18 protein-coding genes are annotated in these 19,551 nt (G+C 36.8%); 10 read left to right on the forward strand and 8 right to left on the reverse strand.

Features of this window, described 5'->3' with window-relative positions:
- Positions 1-2 precede the first annotated feature (2 nt).
- The 3 genes from hxlB to EDX97_RS11695 all read left to right on the forward strand — a co-directional run bounded on the left by hxlB (position 3) and on the right by EDX97_RS11695 (position 2,669).
- On the forward strand, positions 3-563 hold the full coding sequence (gene hxlB / locus EDX97_RS04750) for a 6-phospho-3-hexuloisomerase (RefSeq protein WP_128520050.1): 561 nt from the start codon (positions 3-5) through the stop codon (positions 561-563).
- A gap of 2 nt (positions 564-565) precedes the next feature.
- Complete coding sequence (locus EDX97_RS04755; RefSeq protein WP_245978002.1) at positions 566-1,519, forward strand: type I phosphomannose isomerase catalytic subunit; 954 nt, start codon at positions 566-568, stop codon at positions 1,517-1,519.
- A gap of 121 nt (positions 1,520-1,640) precedes the next feature.
- Positions 1,641-2,669, forward strand: coding sequence for a transposase (locus tag EDX97_RS11695; protein ID WP_183164268.1), 1,029 nt, complete (start codon positions 1,641-1,643; stop codon positions 2,667-2,669).
- Positions 2,670-2,826: 157 nt separating this feature from the next.
- Here EDX97_RS11695 and EDX97_RS04765 read toward each other — a convergent pair whose 3' ends face one another.
- The 6 genes from EDX97_RS04765 to EDX97_RS04790 all read right to left on the reverse strand — a co-directional run bounded on the left by EDX97_RS04765 (position 2,827) and on the right by EDX97_RS04790 (position 9,624).
- A complete protein-coding gene (locus tag EDX97_RS04765; RefSeq protein WP_128520052.1) occupies positions 2,827-3,516 on the reverse strand; it encodes a 3'-5' exonuclease in 690 nt (229 codons plus the stop codon).
- Positions 3,517-3,533: 17 nt separating this feature from the next.
- A complete protein-coding gene (gene pfkB / locus EDX97_RS04770; protein ID WP_128520053.1) occupies positions 3,534-4,433 on the reverse strand; it encodes a 1-phosphofructokinase in 900 nt (299 codons plus the stop codon).
- Positions 4,434-4,508: 75 nt separating this feature from the next.
- The gene (locus EDX97_RS04775) at positions 4,509-5,669 is read right to left on the reverse strand and encodes a mannitol-1-phosphate 5-dehydrogenase (protein ID WP_128520054.1); all 1,161 of its coding nucleotides are present in this window, start codon (positions 5,667-5,669) and stop codon (positions 4,509-4,511) included.
- Positions 5,670-5,693: 24 nt separating this feature from the next.
- Positions 5,694-6,119, reverse strand: a complete 426-nt coding sequence (locus tag EDX97_RS04780) for a PTS mannitol transporter subunit IIA (RefSeq protein WP_128520055.1) — start codon at positions 6,117-6,119, stop codon at positions 5,694-5,696.
- Positions 6,116-8,206 (reverse strand): BglG family transcription antiterminator, encoded by a 2,091-nt coding sequence (locus EDX97_RS04785; protein ID WP_128520056.1) that lies wholly within the window; start codon positions 8,204-8,206, stop codon positions 6,116-6,118. Before EDX97_RS04785 ends, EDX97_RS04780 begins: the two co-directional genes overlap by 4 nt.
- A gap of 23 nt (positions 8,207-8,229) precedes the next feature.
- Positions 8,230-9,624 carry a PTS mannitol transporter subunit IIBC gene (locus tag EDX97_RS04790; protein ID WP_128520057.1) on the reverse strand — a complete coding sequence of 465 codons (1,395 nt, stop codon included), beginning with the start codon at positions 9,622-9,624 and terminating at the stop codon, positions 8,230-8,232.
- Positions 9,625-10,202: 578 nt separating this feature from the next.
- Between EDX97_RS04790 and EDX97_RS04795 the strand changes: the two genes are divergently transcribed.
- From EDX97_RS04795 to EDX97_RS11700, 4 genes are all read left to right on the forward strand, one after another.
- The coding region (locus EDX97_RS04795; protein WP_221175889.1) for a hypothetical protein at positions 10,203-10,421 on the forward strand (219 nt) is incomplete at its 3' end.
- 81 nt (positions 10,422-10,502) lie between these two features.
- Complete coding sequence (locus tag EDX97_RS04800; RefSeq protein WP_183164269.1) at positions 10,503-11,966, forward strand: Mu transposase domain-containing protein; 1,464 nt, start codon at positions 10,503-10,505, stop codon at positions 11,964-11,966.
- Positions 11,956-12,714: an IS21-like element helper ATPase IstB gene (gene istB / locus EDX97_RS04805; RefSeq protein ID WP_128520060.1), complete on the forward strand. Its 759-nt coding sequence runs from the start codon at positions 11,956-11,958 to the stop codon at positions 12,712-12,714. Before EDX97_RS04800 ends, istB begins: the two co-directional genes overlap by 11 nt.
- A 549-nt stretch (positions 12,715-13,263) precedes the next feature.
- A complete protein-coding gene (locus EDX97_RS11700) occupies positions 13,264-13,407 on the forward strand; it encodes a hypothetical protein (protein WP_183164270.1) in 144 nt (47 codons plus the stop codon).
- A 421-nt stretch (positions 13,408-13,828) separates the two neighbouring features.
- Here EDX97_RS11700 and EDX97_RS04810 read toward each other — a convergent pair whose 3' ends face one another.
- Complete coding sequence (locus EDX97_RS04810; RefSeq protein WP_128520061.1) at positions 13,829-14,557, reverse strand: primase C-terminal domain-containing protein; 729 nt, start codon at positions 14,555-14,557, stop codon at positions 13,829-13,831.
- A gap of 120 nt (positions 14,558-14,677) precedes the next feature.
- On the opposite strand from EDX97_RS04810, the gene EDX97_RS04815 reads away from it, so the two are divergent.
- Positions 14,678-15,550 (forward strand): tyrosine-type recombinase/integrase, encoded by an 873-nt coding sequence (locus EDX97_RS04815; protein ID WP_183164271.1) that lies wholly within the window; start codon positions 14,678-14,680, stop codon positions 15,548-15,550.
- 98 nt (positions 15,551-15,648) lie between these two features.
- Here the strand turns inward: EDX97_RS04815 and EDX97_RS04820 are convergent, their stop codons facing one another.
- The gene (locus tag EDX97_RS04820) at positions 15,649-16,602 is read right to left on the reverse strand and encodes an alpha/beta hydrolase (RefSeq protein WP_183164272.1); all 954 of its coding nucleotides are present in this window, start codon (positions 16,600-16,602) and stop codon (positions 15,649-15,651) included.
- A 225-nt stretch (positions 16,603-16,827) separates the two neighbouring features.
- Here EDX97_RS04820 and EDX97_RS04825 point away from each other — a divergent pair, with 225 nt between their 5' ends.
- Together EDX97_RS04825 and EDX97_RS04835 are read left to right on the forward strand one after the other, a co-directional pair.
- Positions 16,828-18,504 carry an RpiB/LacA/LacB family sugar-phosphate isomerase gene (locus EDX97_RS04825; RefSeq protein ID WP_221175890.1) on the forward strand — a complete coding sequence of 559 codons (1,677 nt, stop codon included), beginning with the start codon at positions 16,828-16,830 and terminating at the stop codon, positions 18,502-18,504.
- An 87-nt stretch (positions 18,505-18,591) separates the two neighbouring features.
- Positions 18,592-19,545, forward strand: coding sequence for a sugar-binding transcriptional regulator (locus EDX97_RS04835; RefSeq protein ID WP_128520064.1), 954 nt, complete (start codon positions 18,592-18,594; stop codon positions 19,543-19,545).
- Positions 19,546-19,551 lie beyond the last annotated feature (6 nt).

The raw sequence follows: 19,551 nt of genomic DNA on the forward strand, positions 1-19,551 counted from the left end.
CCATGAACAATAAAGAATACGCAAAAATTATCTTAAGTGAATTAAATCAAACATTGCCTACTATCGATATTGAAAAATCCAATCAATTTGTTGATTTATTATTGAATGCCAAAGAAATCTTCTGTGCCGGTGCCGGTCGAAGCGGATTTGCCGTTCGTGGCTTTGCGATGCGTATGATGCATATGGGATTGAATAGTTATGTTGTTGGTGAAACTTGTACGCCAAATATCGATGAGACCGGTTTATTGGTTGTTTGTTCTGGTTCTGGTTCAACCAAGAGCTTGGTCAATCATGCCCAAAAGGCAAAGGAAGTAGGAGCAAAAGTCGCTTTGATTACTATTGATCCAGAATCGCCAATTGCGAAAATGGCGGATGTCGTCATTGAAATTAGTGCACCAAGTCCAAAATCTGCAAAAGCTGGAGAAATAAAATCCATTCAACCTATGGGATCTTTATTTGAACAATCGGAAGCCTTATACATGGATACATTGATCCTTATGCTGATGGAACGTAAACATATGGATTCCGATACAATGTTTGGTCGTCATGCCAATATGGAGTAATTATGGATAAAGTTTTATTTTTAGAATCGCCTATGATTGAGAAACTATATGGTGGTCATAAGATTCAAGATAGTTTCGGTATTGGCGATCCTTCAAAAAAAATTGGTGAATACTGGGTCATCAGTGGTCATGATCATGGTCTAAGTGTCATCATCAATGGTACTTACAAATCCCAAACTTTGAAAGATGTATATGCGAATCATCGGGAATTGTTTGCGAAAGATACCCATGATAAATTTCCACTTCTGATCAAGATCAATGAAGTCACAAAACCGGTATCTGTACAAGTCCATCCCAATGATGACCAATCCAGTGGAGAAGGCAAAGCAGAATGTTGCTTGTTTCTGAATGTAGAAGAAGGCTCAAAAATCATTCGTGGTCATACCGCCAAAACCAAAGCAGAATTGAAACAACGAATCGAAAATAATGAATGGGATACTTTATTAGTACGCAAACCTGTTCATGATGAAGATTTCATCTTTACACCGCCTGGAATTATTCATGGAATCGAAGGCAAACTCATGATGGCCGAGGTACAACAATCCAGCGATATGACCTATCGTCTTTATGATTATGATCGTTTAGTCGATGGTAAGCCAAGAGAGTTGCATGTCCAACAAGCTATCGAAGTAACAACGGTACCTCATCAAGAACCAGAAATTCATCCGGTTACGACAAAACAAGATGGTAATACCCACATTGCCTATGTAGATAATGAATTTTTCCAGATTGATCGGTACAAGATTCACAGCCAAGAAACCTTAAATAATCCTATGTATTCTTGCGTAGTCATATTAGCTGGACAAGGTACATTGACGATTGATAATACCGATTATCCAGTCAAAGCAGGAATGGGTATGATCATTACTTCTCAAGCAAAAAACTATACTCTTTCTGGAGATATGGATGTTCTTGTCAGTCAACCACCAAAAAGGGCTGTAACGAGTAATCGTTAATTAGCTCATCAAAAAAAGGACCGATGGTTTTGAACTGTTGTTCATCGCTATCGGCCTTTTTGGTATAATTTGTTGTGACAAAATACCTTCTAACGCAATTCAACCGTCATTTCAATTCCCTTTGCGTTTTGTTTACGAAGATTCTATCCCTGATGATGCTATTTCCAGAACCGTGAAAGAGGTCATAGAAACGATCAATCCATTAAAATATTTCGATCTCTCTCATCGAAATTCGCATGGGTATGACAGTGTGAATATGCTCCAATGTGTTCTTCTCGCTTTTGGCTATGTCTCTTTGCGAAAGCTTGCCTCTCTTTGCCGCTATGACATCCGTTTTCAATTTATCATGGATGGTCAGACACCTTCCCATATGGCTTTTCATCGTTTCATCCATGATGACCTCAAGATGCCCATCGAAGAGATCTTCTATGATCTGAACCGCTATTTTGAAAAGAACGATACCATCGATGCGGACATTCTTTATATTGATAGCACCAAGTTCGAAGACAATGCGAACAAGATGACCTTCGTATGGATGAAGGCCACAAAAAAATTCCGGGAAAAACGATGGATCCGGATCATGGACCGTCTGGAGAGCCTCAATCGATACTGTAAAAAAGAAGAACTGCCTTACCGCTTCTCCATCCTCAAGGAATTTTCCTTTGAATATCTGGCAGAGATAACCGATACCCTGGACAGGATCATGAGATCGAAGCATATCGAAGAGCAGCATGGCAGAGGACATGCATTCACGCTGGAACAGACAAAAGAATCTGTCAAAGGCAGATATCCGAGAACGATCCAGTTCTATCACAATGAACATTGTGAAGGATGTCCTTTGCGGTCACAGTGTACGCGATCCAAACACAGAAGAACCCTGCAGAGGACCGACAAGCTGGCCGAGATGCAGATCGAGATCAGAGAAAACCTGATGACGGAAACGCGGCAGGAACTGTTGAAGCAGCGGAGCATCCAGGCCGAAGGGATATTCGGACAAATCAAGCAGGATCAGGAATATGACAGACTATGGCGTCGCAAAAAAACCATGGTCAAATTGGAGCTTCTGCTGGTTTCAATCGGTCATAATCTGCGCAAATATCATACACATAAAATGCAGAAACAGAAAACCAATCAAAAAAGCCATTCCTAACATCTACTATACAAACAAAAAAATGCCAGATATGAGCAAGTAGTTTTAATGCGCTCAAAAATTGGCATTTTTTCATTATCGTATAAAAAGCAGAGCCTGGCAGACTGACAAAAATAAAAGAAGGAGCTTCCGCTCCTAGATAAATCCGAAAATTCATCTATTCGTTACAGCCCCTTTTCTTGTCCTCATCAAAATGAAATTGACTAAAGTCGATCACATCCCCAATGGTTGTCGGTCGACTTTTTTCTTGATAGCTATATACTTTGCCAAATGTCTTTTCATACAAATCATCATCTCGTAGAATATGAAGCAGATGAGCTGTATTTCTCGCATCATCCAATCCATTATGTAGCTTACCTTCCATCGACAATCCAGCAGCTGAACAGGCATCCGCCAAAGATGTTCGATGATCCATAAATTCAAGACGATCAAATTCCAATTGTAGATCCGTCCATTGATCCAGCACATAGGATTCAAACGTATCAAAAGAATACTCTTTTAAACGAGCTTCTTGAAAGATTTGTTGGCGATCGCTCATTGACCAGGAAACCACTTCAATTTCTCCTTCGAAATGTTCGATCCAAAGAAAGAAATCATCAATCGCTGTTTTAAAATCCGGAGCATCTGAAATCATTTTTGTGGTGATCCCGGTTAAATGCGTATAAAATTCTTCTACTTTATCATCATATTGTGGTTTCACATAGGTCGAATACGAATCTATTTCTTCATATTTGTCATTTAAAGCAACAGCTCCAATTTGAATGATTTCCATCTTGGCATATTGTCGTTCTTTTTGGCAACGGGCTGGAATGGCATTCATTTCCAAATCAACAACGATATGTACCATGTTTCATCTTCTCTTTTCTACAATGTTTTAAAGATTTCATCAATTTGCGCTTTCGTTGCCAAACCCGAATGAAATGCCGTGGCCGATCCACAAGCCGTACCTAACTTTTGCGCATAGGCATAATCCTGTTTATCTAAGTATCCTGCAATGAATCCGGCAACCATCGAATCACCAGCACCTACCGAATTCACAACAGTACCCTTACCAACACCTAATTTATGTGCGTTTCCACTTTCATCCACCAAAATAGATCCATCACCAGCCATGGAAACCAATACATTTCGTGCACCCATGGCTTGTAGCTTTTTCGCATATTGAATGATATCCTCATCTGTATCCAATTGCACATCAAACATATCGCCTAGTTCAATATTATTCGGTTTGATCAAGAAAGGATGAAACGATAATATTTTTAATAATAGATCTTTTTCTGCATCCACAACAATATCCACATTGGCTGTAATGGCATCTAAGATCTTATGATACGAATCAGCTGCCATCGTCTTGGGAATGTTTCCCGATAAAATGATCATATCGCCATCTTGTAGTTGAGATACTTTTGTCAATAAACCATCAAAATCATGATGCGTTACTTGGGGTCCCATTCCATTGATTTCGGTTTCTTCATCAGATTTCATTTTCACATTGATACGAGTCATTCCTTTTTCTACATGTACAAAATCTGTATGAACACCCATCTTCTGCAAGCCATTTTCTAGTTCCTGACCGGTAAAGCCAGCCACAAATCCAAGGGCCGTTGAGGTGTAACCTAATTCAGCAAGAATATTTGAAACATTGATTCCTTTGCCACCATAATACATATGTTCTTCTTTGGTTCGATTGATTTGTCCTGCTTGGAAATGATCCACTTGAATGACATAATCTAGAGCAGGATTTAATGTAACTGTGTATATCATAAATATCTCCTATTTTTATTCATTATAATATAAAAAAGAGTTCATATCGCAAGGATATGAACCCCAAAATCATTTTTATCGATTGACTTTGATCGCATTGTAGTCATCAACAATGACTTTAAACATACGATCGGATGGTTTTAAACCAACATATTTTTCAACAGCTGCTTCCACACCATTTTCTTTGATGTAATTTTGTAACTCAACAGCTTGGGCATCGTCTTTATTATAGAAATGCAATGCATAAGCAACACCCTTCAATAAAGCAGAGTTATCCAATCCATATTTTTCACACATATTGGCTGGACCCATGATTCGATCGTTGTAAGAAATCTTACGAATTGGTTCACGACCAACACGAGCTCCTTCATCATGTGTTTTTGGATTACCGAATCGTTTAATGAACATGTTTTCACAATAATCCACCAATGATTCATGAGAGAAACCATATTCTTTTTCCAAAGCCGCAGCACTTTCCATAACCGCTGCACGTACTTCTTTCACTAATTCTGGATCATTTAATACATCTTGGACAATGTCTTTACCATTGGCATAACCAATATAAGCGGAAATCGCATGACCACAGTTGATCATATAAATTTTTCTTTGTAGATGACGATCTAGATCACTCGTATATTCGGCTCCTTTGATTGGTTCATCATCGGGATTGATCAATTTATCTTTTTCAATGGCTAATTCATAATTGACACCAATATCGATACCTTTATGACCATTGTGTTCACCATCAAATACCATACGGTCAACAGCAGTATTTGGATATACACCAACTTCATCCAATTCAGCTTGGGTAATTTCTCCCGAATCAATCATGGCTTTCACTAAGATATCCGTTCCATGCATGGCATTTTCACAAGCCATAACAACAACTTTTTCTTTACCTTGGCCAACACGAGATTTCAAACCTTTTGCCAAAACAGGTGCAATTTTTGGTAAGTTGGTTGCCATAACAGAAGTTGTAACGACTTTTGCTTGATTGATTTCGGCGATAACTTTTTCTGGTTCTTTGATAGAAGAAAGAGCTTCAATATTATCGATCTTCTTTTCTTTGTAGTTATTTTCAATTTGGAATAAATAATATTCATGATCTTTATTGATCAAATCCACCAATGCATCGACAACATCGACGAATACAACACGATATCCAGTATCATGTAACAATTCGGCAATAAATCCACGTCCAATTTTTCCTGCTCCAAAATGTACGGCTGTTTCCATATTCGATTCTACCTCTTTTCTTCCTTACGCTGTAAACAATGAATAAATACTATCTGCATCGGATTCAGCAATCGTAGCAACGGCTTCTTCCGAAGAACAATTCATGGCAATATTACTTAAAATATCCATGTGTTCATCACCTTTACCAGCAATACCTACAACCAATTTTACGGTTCCTTGATCACCCCATTGAATACCTTGAGGGAATGTCATGATCGCAATACCGGATTTGATGACTTCTGCATTGGATCCTTCTACACCATGTGGAATAGCCAATCCAAAACCAATGTGTGTATTGAATACTTTTTCTTTTTCCAACATAGCTTCCGTATAAGCTGGTGTTGTATAACCACTCTTGTTCAGCATGTCTCCTAATTTTTTAACGATTTCTTCTTTCGGTGCAGCTTTACAATTTGTCAAAATGTTTTCTTTTAATAAAATGTCACTCATGCAGTTCTCCTTTTCTGATCAATGATCTGATAAAAATAATTTTGTAGAATTCGTTCCAATTCCATCAAAATGGTTGTTTTGGTACCGGTTTGTATCGTATGCAAGAATGCAGGCGAAGAAACGAATGCACTACTAATTGCTCCTAATACATCCAAATGAATCTGAATATGTTCATCTTCTGGTGCAATCATCCATACAACCGCTTTGGATGGTGATAAACTTGAATGCCGAAATTGTCCCATGCTGGATTGACAAACCCAAACGATTGGTTCTTGAATACTTTGAGTTCGACAATGCAACAAACAAATTCCCAACTCCGGAATCACTTGGGAACTCAGCTTTTCACGACTGGTGATCTTTGCAGCAATTGCCTTTGCATCACCACTCATTTCTTTACTTAATTGTTCCACAAGTTGATCAAAATGTATATCGGCAGGTAAATCAAATTGTCGATAATTCGCTAACATTTCTTTGATGGAAATAGCTGTAGACGCTATCTGATTCATCATTTGTCCTATGCCTTTTTGCACCGATGTTTCTTTGTACACATGGGAATATTCCTCGATTTTTTTACGAATTCGAGAAATATCATCTTCTGTAAACAACGGATTCACACGAATTGAATCCAGTTGCGGATGATTTAAATCAAAACTTGATACGAAGAAATCGATGTTGGATGCTTGATCAATATCATTGGTTCCCAAAGGAACCAGTTCAACGCTATCCGGTAATATCATCCGTAAATTCGTTTCCATCAAACGAGCTAAACCAAAACCACTAGCACAAACGACACCAATGCGAACAATACGCGTATATGTTTTCATTTCATGCAGTCGTTCCAAAGCCGCTCCAAAATGCATAGCCAAATATCCAATTTCTTCATCTTGGATTTCATATCCCGTTTCTTCCGTAATGACCTTAGCTGCTTCTTTGCATTTTGCAAAGACTTCTGGATATTGATCTTGAATATCTTTTAATAATGGATTAAAAATATTCAAATGATTTTGTAGTCGAATCAATACCGGTTGCAGATGAATTAATAAGCCCCGTACAAAAATATCATCTTGTTCTAGGTCATATTGATACTTGGAATCAAATCGTTCAATCATACGATGAACCATTTGAATTTGTTGATCATCCACTTGATTTAAATATTCATCAACCATTGTAGATGTAGAATAATCTTTTTTCGATCCTTGGATATGCACTTGTAAATAGGAGATTTCCACTTGCGGAATCTGAATTTGAAATGCCCGTTCCATCGCTTTATGGATCTTTTTGGCCAATTGCAACGATGCTAAATCCTTTTTGTCTGTGTTTAGTTCTTTCTTTGGTTCAGCAATGCCACCTTTTTGAATACGATCAATACTGATGGCAATATGAATAACCAATGCCACATAGGCATTATCAGTCATTCGTTTAAAATACGGCTCATCCATCGCATCCAGTACATCGATTACTTTAATGATCGTATCTTTATTCAATAAAGATAAAATACCTGCATGGGATGGACTGGAAAATGATTTTTCAATCAATTCCTGTCGTTGAAAACGATCTAAAGAATAAAAGCCTTCACTGTTTTCATTGATAAATCGATTGACCGCTTCGCGATAATCAACTTCTTTTCCTTCTAAAACAATGCCAAAGCCTGGACGACGAATGATCTCCAAATGATTTTGACGCAACCAATCTTGCAACGATTCCAGATCACTGGCAATGGTTGCTTCACTCACGCCCAGACGATCGGCAAATGTTATCAATTTCTGTGGGGTCCGATCTCTTAATAATTCCAACAACAAGTAGCGCCGACGCTCTTCAATATTCGTAAAATCAATATCCTGATCTATTTTTAATTCCTTATGAAGAGCTTGTTTATTCTCAACACTACCTTGAATTTGAACACCCACACGTTTTTTTCGAATCAAGGAAAGATGGTAAGGACGTAGACCATAATCAACTGCTTCAAGCTCTCTTTGAATCGTTCGTTTACTTAATCCCAAAGCATCCGCTAATGCTTGCTCCTTTACAGGATCAGAACTCTCCAAAAGCATGGATACAATTTTTTGTGATCGTGGTGAAAAATCCATACCAACTCTCCTTTATTTACGAATTAACCTCTCGCTTCTTTGATTTCGTTAACTAATTGATCATATTCTGGCGCAGCCATGAAGTTTGTGATCGTAATCAAACGAGCTTGTGGCGCACTTTCTTTGGCACGTTCTGCTAAGTCTTTATGGCAGACAACAACTTGTGTTCCTTCTGGAACTTCTGATACTGAAGCATGTTGAACATCAATATCTGTTAATCCAGCAGCTTGTAGTTTCTTTTTTAATACAGCGGCACCCATAGCACTGGATCCCATACCAGCATCACAAGCAAAGACGATCTTTGTAACTTTGGCCAAATCAACTGTAGTTGATGTGGTTGTTTGTCCTTTGGATTCCGCTTTCATATCAGCCATTTGTGCACTAGCTTCTTCTAAGCTTTGTCCTTTGCCATTTGACATACGTACGATTGGACTGGCAATTAAGAAAGATACACCAGCAGCAATCACAACACTCAACAAGACAGCTAATGTACTTCCTTTCGGAGCCATACCAACGAAAGCGATGATACTTCCTGGAGAAGCTGGTCCAGACAAACCTAAGTTAAAGACGGTATTATAAATCATGGCACACATACTTCCACCAATTGTTGCCAACAACAATAATGGGTTCATCAAAATGTATGGGAAAGAAATTTCATGAATACCACCAAGCAAGTGGATAATCAATGCACCAGGCGCACTTGATTTAGTGGTTTCATCTTTGGAGAACAACCAGTAAGCTAACAAGACACCTGTACCAGGACCTGGATTGGTTTCAATCATGAAGAAGATTGACTTACCAACTGCTTGTACTTGTTCACCACCTAATGGAGTAAAGATTCCATGGTTGATCGCATTATTCAAGAATAAGACTTTGGCAGGTTCTACGAAGATAGATACCAATGGCAACAAACTATGTTGTACTAAGATATTTACACCACCGTTTAAGACAGTTAAGATAGCACCCATGAAAGGTCCGATCAAATAGAAGCCAACGATGGCAAGCAACATACCGATGATACCAACTGAGAAGTTATTGACTAACATCTCAAATCCTGGTTTGATATGTCCATCCATGGCTGCATCAAATTTCTTAATGACCCAACCAGCTAAAGGACCAATGATCATAGCACCCATCAACATTGTGTAGTTTGGTTCACCCATGACGACACCAACACATGCGATAGCACCCATAACAGCACCACGATCGCCACCAACTAATTTACCACCTTGATACGCAATCAATAATGGCAATACAAATGTCAAGAATGGACTAACCATCGTATTCAATTGTTTGTTTGGTAGCCAACCAGAATCAATAAATAAAGCAGTAATTAATCCCCAAGCAATGAATGCACCGATATTAGGCATGACCATTGCACTAAGGAAGCGTCCGAATGATTGAACTTTTGATTTCATATAACTCTTCTCCCTATCTGTATTCAAGTTTTTTGTTTCCGGAATTTGTTTTCTCTTGAATTACAGTTTCATTATAAATAAGCTGAAAGCGTTTTCCAATCTTTAGAATTTTGAATTTGTCATTTTTAAAAGTGACAAAACTAAATAGTAAAATTCCGCTTTATATAAAGGACATTTGTACATTTCAATACACAATTTTTATGTTTTCCCCCTTCCTTTTTTGGATGTATTGATGAAGTCTATCATCATATTATTTTATAGACTTCTTATAGAAAGCCGGATCTTTCAATGCCTTTGCTTATTAAGCCATATAGATATTTCTCTTCAATAATTATAGTCTATTTAATTTTTTTTTTAAAAATAGCGTTTCATACAACTTATTATAATGTTGCTAGCGTGCTTTATATAAAGGAGTTATTTAATTACATATATATTAGTGTTTCATACAAATGCATTATAAAAGAGCACTATTTGAGCACTGAGAGAGCACTAAAAAATTTAAAGGAGATAACAAATTATGAACAATTTAGAAATAGTAGAAGAATTAACAGATATTAAAAAAATCATTAGATGTTATTATGCTTGCAATAAAAGAATATGCAGATGATGAATTAGGGGCATCTATTGTTGATACATTGTATTTGAATATAGAAAAACTTGTATATTGTAATTTAAAATTGATCAATTTTTGGACAAATCGCAATTCAAAATTGACCAGTTTTTTTATTATGCTTCTTTATGGTTTTTATAATCAAAAGGAGGCAAAAAAAGGAGATGAAAACCATTATGCAAAAGTANAAATCGCAATTCAAAATTGACCAGTTTTTTTATTATGCTTCTTTATGGTTTTTATAATCAAAAGGAGGCAAAAAAAGGAGATGAAAACCATTATGCAAAAGTATGAAATCATTCGATTGAAGAAAGAGGGGTGGAGCGATAACCGGATATCCAAAACATTTGGTGTTTCCAGAAATACGATTCGAAAGTACTGGAAATCCTATTGCAGTAATTTGGATGAATTGCTGAAACTGGATCCAAATGTGGATACACGGAAAGTTATTGAAACTTTAATTGATGATCCTTCCTATGATTCATCAAAACGGACTGCTAGAAAGTATTCTGAAGAAATGGATATTCAATTGCGCAAGATTCTTGCCGATGAAGAAAACAAGACCAGACTCCTGGGACCGGGTCATAAACAGGCCTTGAATGACAGACAGATCTACCAGCTGTTGATCAATCAGGGATTTGATATTGGTGAAACAACGATACGAAATCGGCTGCGAGTCATTAGAGATGAAAAAAAAGAAGCTTTTATTAAACAGAAATATGATTACTGTGACCGATTTGAATACGATTTTGGCGAAGTAAGACTGATTATCGATGGCAGGAATATAAAAGGATACCTGGCCGTCCTGGTCTGTCCTGCATCCGGATTTCGCTGGGCCTATCTGTATCGCAATTCGAAGATGGATGTCTTCCTGGATTCACATGTACGTTTCTTCGAGATGCTTGGTGGATCATTCAAGGAAGGTGTCTATGACAATATGAAGAATGTGGTCGCCCGTTTTATTGGAAAAAATGAAAAGCAACTGAATGAACAGCTTATAAAGCTGGCACTCTATTATGATTTCACCATCAATGTGACCAACTGTTTCAGCGGCAATGAAAAAGGGACCGTTGAAAGTGCTGTCAAATGGATACGAAATAAAGTATTCGCTTATAAATATGCGTTTGATACATTTGAGAATGCATGTGACTATCTGCAGGAAAAACTGGTTGAGATCAATAAGAATTCGAATATCGAAGAAGAAAAGAAACATCTTAAACCATACCGGCCAAGATATGAGACGGCCCGTATCACAAAAAACAGAGTGGATAAATATTCATTTGTTCATATCGACAATAACTGTTATTCCGTTCCGGAGGATCTGTGTCAAAAATGGGTGATCGCAAAGCTGTATCCAAATGATCTGATCATCATGTATAAGCAGGAGATCGTTGCACGGCATGCCCGTATTGCCGGGAAAGGAAAAACGCGCATAGACATTCGGCACTATCTACACACGTTTTCCCGAAAACCTGGTTCGCTCTCGAATTCTCTGGCATTGAAGAGCGAACCTGAACTAAAAAATATGTTCAATAAATATTATAAAGAAAAACCCAAAGTATTTATAGAAATACTTAGAAGATATTCCGACAGTGATCTGAAAACATTGCTCGAAGCACTTGAACCCAGACAACAGGAGGCAAAGATACAGCAGGCTGTCGATGATAAGACGATGGAACAGATCAACGAATTATGTGAAATGTTCATTGGAGGAAATCAATATGTCCATTAAAGAATCAGCATATATACTACGTCTTCCATTCATTCGTAACAATTATGAAGAATGTGCCAAAGAGGCACGATTAAAAGACATGAGCTTTGAAGATTTTTTGGAAGAACTGTTAAAAAATGAAGTGGAGCTCCGAACCAGAAACAGCATAAAAACGAGGATAAGACGGGCAAAGTTTCCCTATCAGATGATCTTGCAGGATTATCAAAGAGAACATCTCAGCATAGAGATCCGACAAAAAATTCACGAACTGGAGACGCTTGAATTCATCGACAATAAGCAGAATATCATATTGATTGGCAATCCGGGAACAGGCAAAACAGCACTGAGCATCGCATTGGGAACAGAAGCATGTCAGCAGGGCAAGAAAGTATTGTTTGTAAGCATACCGACCCTATTGATAGAACTGAAAGAAGCGATGAATCAAAATCAAATAACGATGTACAAAAGAAAATTTGAAAGCTATGACCTGATCATACTGGACGAGCTGGGGTACTGCACATTCGACCAAGAACGAGGAGAGATATTGTTCAATCTGTTATCCAGCCGAAATGAAAAAGGAGCCATGATCATCACATCCAATCTGACATTTGATCGGTGGAATGAAGTTTTTAAAGACCAGGTATTAACGGGAGCAATCATTGACAGACTGGCATACATGTCTTACCTGATTGACATGTCTGGAGATAGTTATAGAACTCTGGCAACAAAGAATTGGAATACAAAAAATGGTTCAACCACCAATCAATAGCTATTAAAGTATTCAGAAAAAATCGAAGATATTCATCCTGAAATATGATGAAATATCTTCGATTCGAGAGTGAGTAGTTGATCAGTTTTCAATTGCGAAGTTGGTCAGTTTTCAGTTGACAAATACAAAACTATCATGCATTAATGAAAGTTTAGTGGCATTAAAAAACAATAAAGGTATTTACTAAATAATTAGAATTACATATCATTTAAAAGAGGTGTATAAGAATGTTAACAAGTCTTGCATTATTAGCCGTTGAACCGTTGTTATATATGATTTATCCTATATATCTCATAGGATTGATAATATTTTTATGTTCTATACTTAATGGAACGGGAAAATGGGCATCAATAGTTTTACACATTGGAATATTCCTATTCATAGTTATGATAGTAGCGTTAATTATGGTAATTTTATAAGTTTAGTTTAAAAAAAGAGTTGTTGCAAAAATCGAAAAATCGCAACAACTTTTTTTCATTTTCCAAATAGTGGGCATTGGCTTATGCAAACACCACGTTTTTTTTACCTTAATCATGGTTATAACTTGAAATGAAGAAAACAGAGAAAAAACAATTGTTTTGGGGCATACAAATTTTTAAAAATTCAAAAGAATTTCTATGTGATATCACAAATCAACGAGGTTCATCTAATTCATTTAGTTACTTGAAAGTTGCTTGTGATATATTTGCGTAATTTCACAATATACATATAACGCTCATACGGTTGATTTAAGAACAACTTTGAGCACTGAATACAAAATAGAAACCGTTTATATGTGCCCTATAAATCCTTTATACGAGCTTATACACTTGTTTGTATGCGTTTATGTTCAAGTGAAACACAATCCCCCACAGTTGATAATTTGGGCGTTTTCTGCCCTCCCCATATTCATATTGATTCATTCCTATAACGAGATGTGCATCTAATTATTTATTGCAAAAAACACACCACAGTGCTTGACCATGCTTAACCTTGCTTGACCTTGCTTGACCTTGGTAAAGATAAAGAAGAAAGAAGATAGAAGATAGAAGATAGATAACCCATATATTGTGTGGTGTTGTGTTCCTCTTTTGTATTCGTGGTAATTGTCCACATATGATAAAAAGGATGATATTTAGCCATCCTCGTTATTTTCTGATTTTTCTTGTTCTTTTATCTGTAACATTTCCTCGTAAGTAGCTTTTGGAAGTCCTTTGGCAATTCTATTTTTATTGAATCCGCCCAATTCCCTTCCTTTTTGGGAAATTCCATAATTTACTAGGGCTTTATCTATGTATTGTCTTTTATCTGCCCAAAAATATTGTAATAGAGGTTCTGTAAAATCGGGCTCTACCCCGTTAATCTCGTATTCAAATAACCCATCAATCAAGTTAAATAGCAATCCCTTTTCATTCAATAATTTAAGCGTATCTTTCCATCCATACAATAGTACTATTCCTTTAGGTGGGTGCATATTTTCATTCATACCGTCCATCCTTTCTATTGCACCAATAACGGTTGTTTCTAGTTCCTTTTTTGGTATTGGGGGAACACATAGGCGTTCATTTACCTCACGTATGTATGTTTCAATCACAGTATCTTGAACACCTTTGTTCTTTAATTTGCTTATTTCACGTATCAAAAAATCATGTCGTTTACCGTCTGATATTGAATCATCTTTGTTAAAGGGAACGCTTTTATATTGCGCCCCCGTGTTTACATCATGTTTATCAATGTTGTGATTCTTCAGATTCAAGAGTTTGTAAACAGATTCGTTAGCCCATTCTATAGGCAAATCGTTACCTATAGAATAGCCTTCTGTTGGGTATATAATGCTTTGGTGTCCCTTTGCGATTATGTCCACATCTTCTAATATATGAAGTCTTGTATTGTAAATTTTGTCTACGTTGTAGGGAAACAAAAACTTTCAGATAATTCAAAAAGTACGTATTTAATCCTATATAACAAGCATATTAGGAGCACCATGGGAATTTATGAGATTGATAGTTTAATCTATAGGGATTGGCAATATTTTTTTAACAATCTTCAAAAAAGTAAGCAGACTTGCATAATGATAAAGGCTATCCTATCAAACACATATAAATATGCACTAAAAAACGGCTTTGTTTCATCTAACCCTATAAAAGATATTGAAGTTATTGGAACGGATAAAAAACGTAATGTAAAACCTATTACACTAGATGAATTTAATAAAATTATTGATTACACTTTAAAGCCTAATACAAACGGGGATATCCCTTTTAATAAACGTTCTTATGCGTGCTTGTTATGTATTGGATATTATTTAGGTTTGAGAATTAGTGAGGCGTTAGCATTAAACAAAAGCGATTTTGATATCACCAATGATACAGTAACAATCAATAAACAACTAGTTCATAACGGTTTAAAAAAAGAGGAATTTCATACAACGGATAAAATGAAAACAAAATCATCTAAAACTATTTTGCCATTGCCTAAACCGTTAAAAGATGTATTAATACAATGGTTTGAACAAAATCCATATGAGATTGCTTGCCCCGATGAATACGGCTTATATATAGAACCACGAATTATAGAACAATTTGTAACTAGAATGAGAAAAGAATTAGATTTAGACAAAAATTTCTGTTTCCATGCACTTAGACATTCTTTAGTCTCTAACCTTGTAACTAGTGGTGTAGACGTTGCCACGGCGTCAAAATTACTTAGACACGCTAATATAACGACCACATTAAACACATATACAGAGGCTAGCAAAGAGGATATGAAAAAGGCTATTGAAGTAACTTTTAACAACGATTTTTACAAAAACGAGCACTATTTAAGCACTGAAAGCAACTATAACGACTTAAATTAATATAGAAATACTTTATATAAAGGTGATATATTTAAATACTCACTTAAAGTCTATTTAAATCATTCAGAATAGCTTTTGTTTATATTTTTTTAGTCATTTTAAAGCGCTTTCACTCTTTTTGCGATTTCATCGATACAATCTTTTGCTTGTTCCAACTGCCCAATTCGATCAAAAAAGCCATGATCCAAACCTTCATAATACAAAACTTCACAATTCGATAGTTTCTTTTCAAACGCCTGATTGCAAGGACGATAATAATCAAATTCCGCTTCAATCATCAATATCGGTGGAAAATTTGAAAGATCTTCTATATAAAGCGGAGATATATCCGGATCTTTTACGTCTTTATGTTCAGGTACATACATTTTTTTCATATCTATGGCCAAATTACGGAATCGATACAATCGATTCTTAATAATAGAAATCTGCGTAGGCTCCATATCATAGTAACGATAATTCCAATGATTTTCTTTATATGTTGAAAGATCTAAGGCCGCATAAATTAAAAAGCCATAATCAATCTTTCGTCTTGCCATACAACAAGCCGCTAAATTTCCACCAGCACTGTCTCCACCAATAATGACTCGATCCGCACGCAAAGCATCCACCCAATCCAAGACACCTAGACAATCTTCAATGGCACCTGGATACATGGTTTCCGGTGCCAAACGATAGCCAACCGAAATAATGACCGCATCACTCATTTGTGCCATATATTTACATTGCGCATCTTTATCCTCGATTTGTCCACCAATAAAACCACCACCATGAATATAAACAATGGCTTTGTGCTTTTCTCCTTTGGATTGATACATTCGTATTGGTACATAATGATCTTGCACACGAATATTCAAATCACGAATATCAATTGGTTCTGTAGTAATATCGATGCCAATGGTTGGATTGGCTCTTGCTTGCAGAACATCAATCTGTTCAGGTGTTGGATCATAATCATCATAAAAATCCAAATGCATCTCTTTTGGCAATTCTCTTTCATATACTTTCTTTTCTAAAGCATGGGGTCTGGTTTCTTCTAATTTTATTTTTATCATACTTTTATCCTCTACCATCAATATACTCCGAAATGGGATATTTTTATAATATTTTATTTATATTTACATTTGTAATTATATTTTTATTTTAATTCATGTTTTATTCTTTTTTATTTTGTTTTTATTCTTTTTGTAAATATTTATGTTGACATATAAAAATTGAGCTCCTATAATGAAGCCGTAAACAAAGATATATCTTGCTTAGAACATTTAGGAGGATACATAATGAAAAACATTTTGAATATGCCCATCAACGAAATGGTTGACCTAGATTTTGATTGTACATGTGGCAAGCATCATACCTTTCCGGTTCATGACATCGACATTAAAAAAGGAGCTATCAATGATTTACCAAAAATAGCAGCTCCCTTTAAAGATTCGTCCATCTTAGTTGTTTTTGACAATCATACATATGAAATCGCTGGAAAAAAGGCTGTTGAATTATTAAAAGCAAATGGGTTTTCCCATGTAAAAGAACTACTTTTTGATGTTGGTGATGATATTCTGCTTCCCGATGAAAAAACATTGGGACGCATCCTACAGGAAGAAGATCTAGACTGCGAACTTGTGATTGGTGTCGGATCCGGTGTAATCAATGATTCGTGCAAATTTGTAACTTCACGTACCAAACTGCCATATATTATTGTAGCCACCGCACCTTCCATGGATGGATATGTAGCGGATGGAGCCCCCATCATTTCCCATGGCTACAAATATTCCCCTCTTGCCCATTTGACCTATGGTTTGATTGGTGATACCGACATCTTAAAAACCGCACCTCAAGATTTGATTCAAGCTGGCTTTGGTGATGTAGTTGGCAAGATCACGGCATTGACCGATTGGGATCTAGCCGTAAAAGCCAATGGCGATGATCGTTGTGACACTTGTGTCCAATTGGTTGATAAAGCTCTCGATAAATGTTTCTCTACTGTAGATGGTTTGCCACAACGAGATCCAGAAGCCCTCGGCAATTTAATGGAAGCCTTAACAATCAGTGGTGTAGCCATGGGTCTAGTCAATATTTCAAGGCCTGCATCCGGTGCTGAACATATGTTATCGCATTATTGGGAAATGGATTATATTGCTCGTGGATTGAATCCCAATCATCATGGTATCCAAGTTGGTGTTGCTACGCCTGTCATTGCTCGTATCTTTGAATTGTGTGAAGATATCTTACCAGCTGGTGTGATGGATTGGTGTGCATCTCCAGCAGAAATCAAGGCATTATTAAAAAAAGGTGGTGCTCCTACTTCACCAAAAGAGATTGGGATTGATAAAGATTTATTCCATCGCAGTATTGTCGAAGGCTACAAAGTACGTCCACGCTATTCCATCTTACAATTTGCGAAAGATCATGGACGCTTAGAAATCATTGCCGATATTTTAACAGAAGAAATTTATGGCAATGCCAAAAATATCGATTATTCATCATTATTTAATAAGGAGGAAAGAAAGATGAAAATTGCATTTGGATGTGACCCTAACGCAACCGATTTTAAGAAAGAATTAATGGAATTCACAAAAGGACTTGGATATGACGTTGTTGACTATGGCAGCGATGACCCCATCTACGCCAACGTAGCCTTCGCAGTCGCTAAAGACGTAGCTAATCATACATGCGATCGAGGCATCTTATTGTGTGGAACCGGAATTGGTGTATCCATTGCCGCCAATAAAGTCAAAGGCGCCTATGCAGCTTGTATTCACGATGTCTATCAAGCACAACGTGCCGAATTATCCAATAATGCCAACATCATTACGATGGGCAGCCAGATCATCGGCATCAACTTGGCCAAAGAATTGGTAAAAGAATATCTATCTTGCACATTTGATACAAACAGTCGTTCGATGCCAAAAGTACAACGCATCATCGATTACGAAAACGATTTGATTTCCGCCTAATCAATCACTTGGGAGAGGTTCACTCTCCTTTTTTATTGTTTGAAATTTGATAATTTCGTATAATTTTAATAAAAAGGGAGTGTTCGCATGAAAAAAGTAGTAGATGATATTCGTTTGATGACCAAAATCAGCGATATGTATTATAACCAAGGCATCAACAAACAAGATATAGCCAAGCAGCTACAAATTTCTCGTCCCATCGTGATTCGCATGTTGAAATCCGCCGTAGACCTAGGCATTGTCGACATTCATATTCATAACTTAGACTTAATTCAACATTGGCATCTAGAAAATCAACTACAGAAACAATATAGCTTAAAAGAATGCATCATCATTGATGAACAACCCAACTCAGATGCCTTGAAACAATCCCTAGGAAAAACCGCATGTCAGTACCTCGACTACAACATTAAAGATCAGGATACGATTGGCATTTCCATGGGAAGTACCTTATATTATATGATCAATGCCATGAAACCCACTAAAAAAGATGTTACCATCGTTCCTTTGGTTGGCGGCCAGGGATCTATGGCTAACGATCTGCATTCCAATTCTCTAGCCCATGTTATGGCTCATCGATTGAGTGGCCAAGCCATTCCTTTATTGGCCCCAGCTCGTGTAGCCAATCGCCATCTACTTCAAGGTTTACTCAAAGAAGAAAGCATTACCTCCGTATTGACCTATGGCAATCATCTAGATATTGCGATCGTTGGTATTGGTTATCCCAACGAAAATGAATCATCCATCATGGCGACAGGTTATTATAAAGAACACGAAGTCGAAGAACTTTTAAGTAAAAAAGTAGTCGGTGAGGTCAACATGCAATTTTATGATATCGAAGGAAAGACCGCACCATATAAAGCCTATAATAATGTGGTTGGTGTCAACATTCAAAAGCTAAGAAAAGTACCCCTATCCATTGGCATAGGTGGTGGCACAAAAAAAGCCAATGCCATCAAAGGAGCCATTGCCGGTAAATACATCAATGTTTTGATTACCGATGTCTCTTGTGCCCAAGAACTACTCAAGGACGAATCCTAAAGACTC

The organism is Absicoccus porci, from assembly GCF_003725415.1.
GTDB lineage: Bacteria > Bacillota_I > Bacilli_A > Erysipelotrichales > Erysipelotrichaceae > Absicoccus > Absicoccus porci.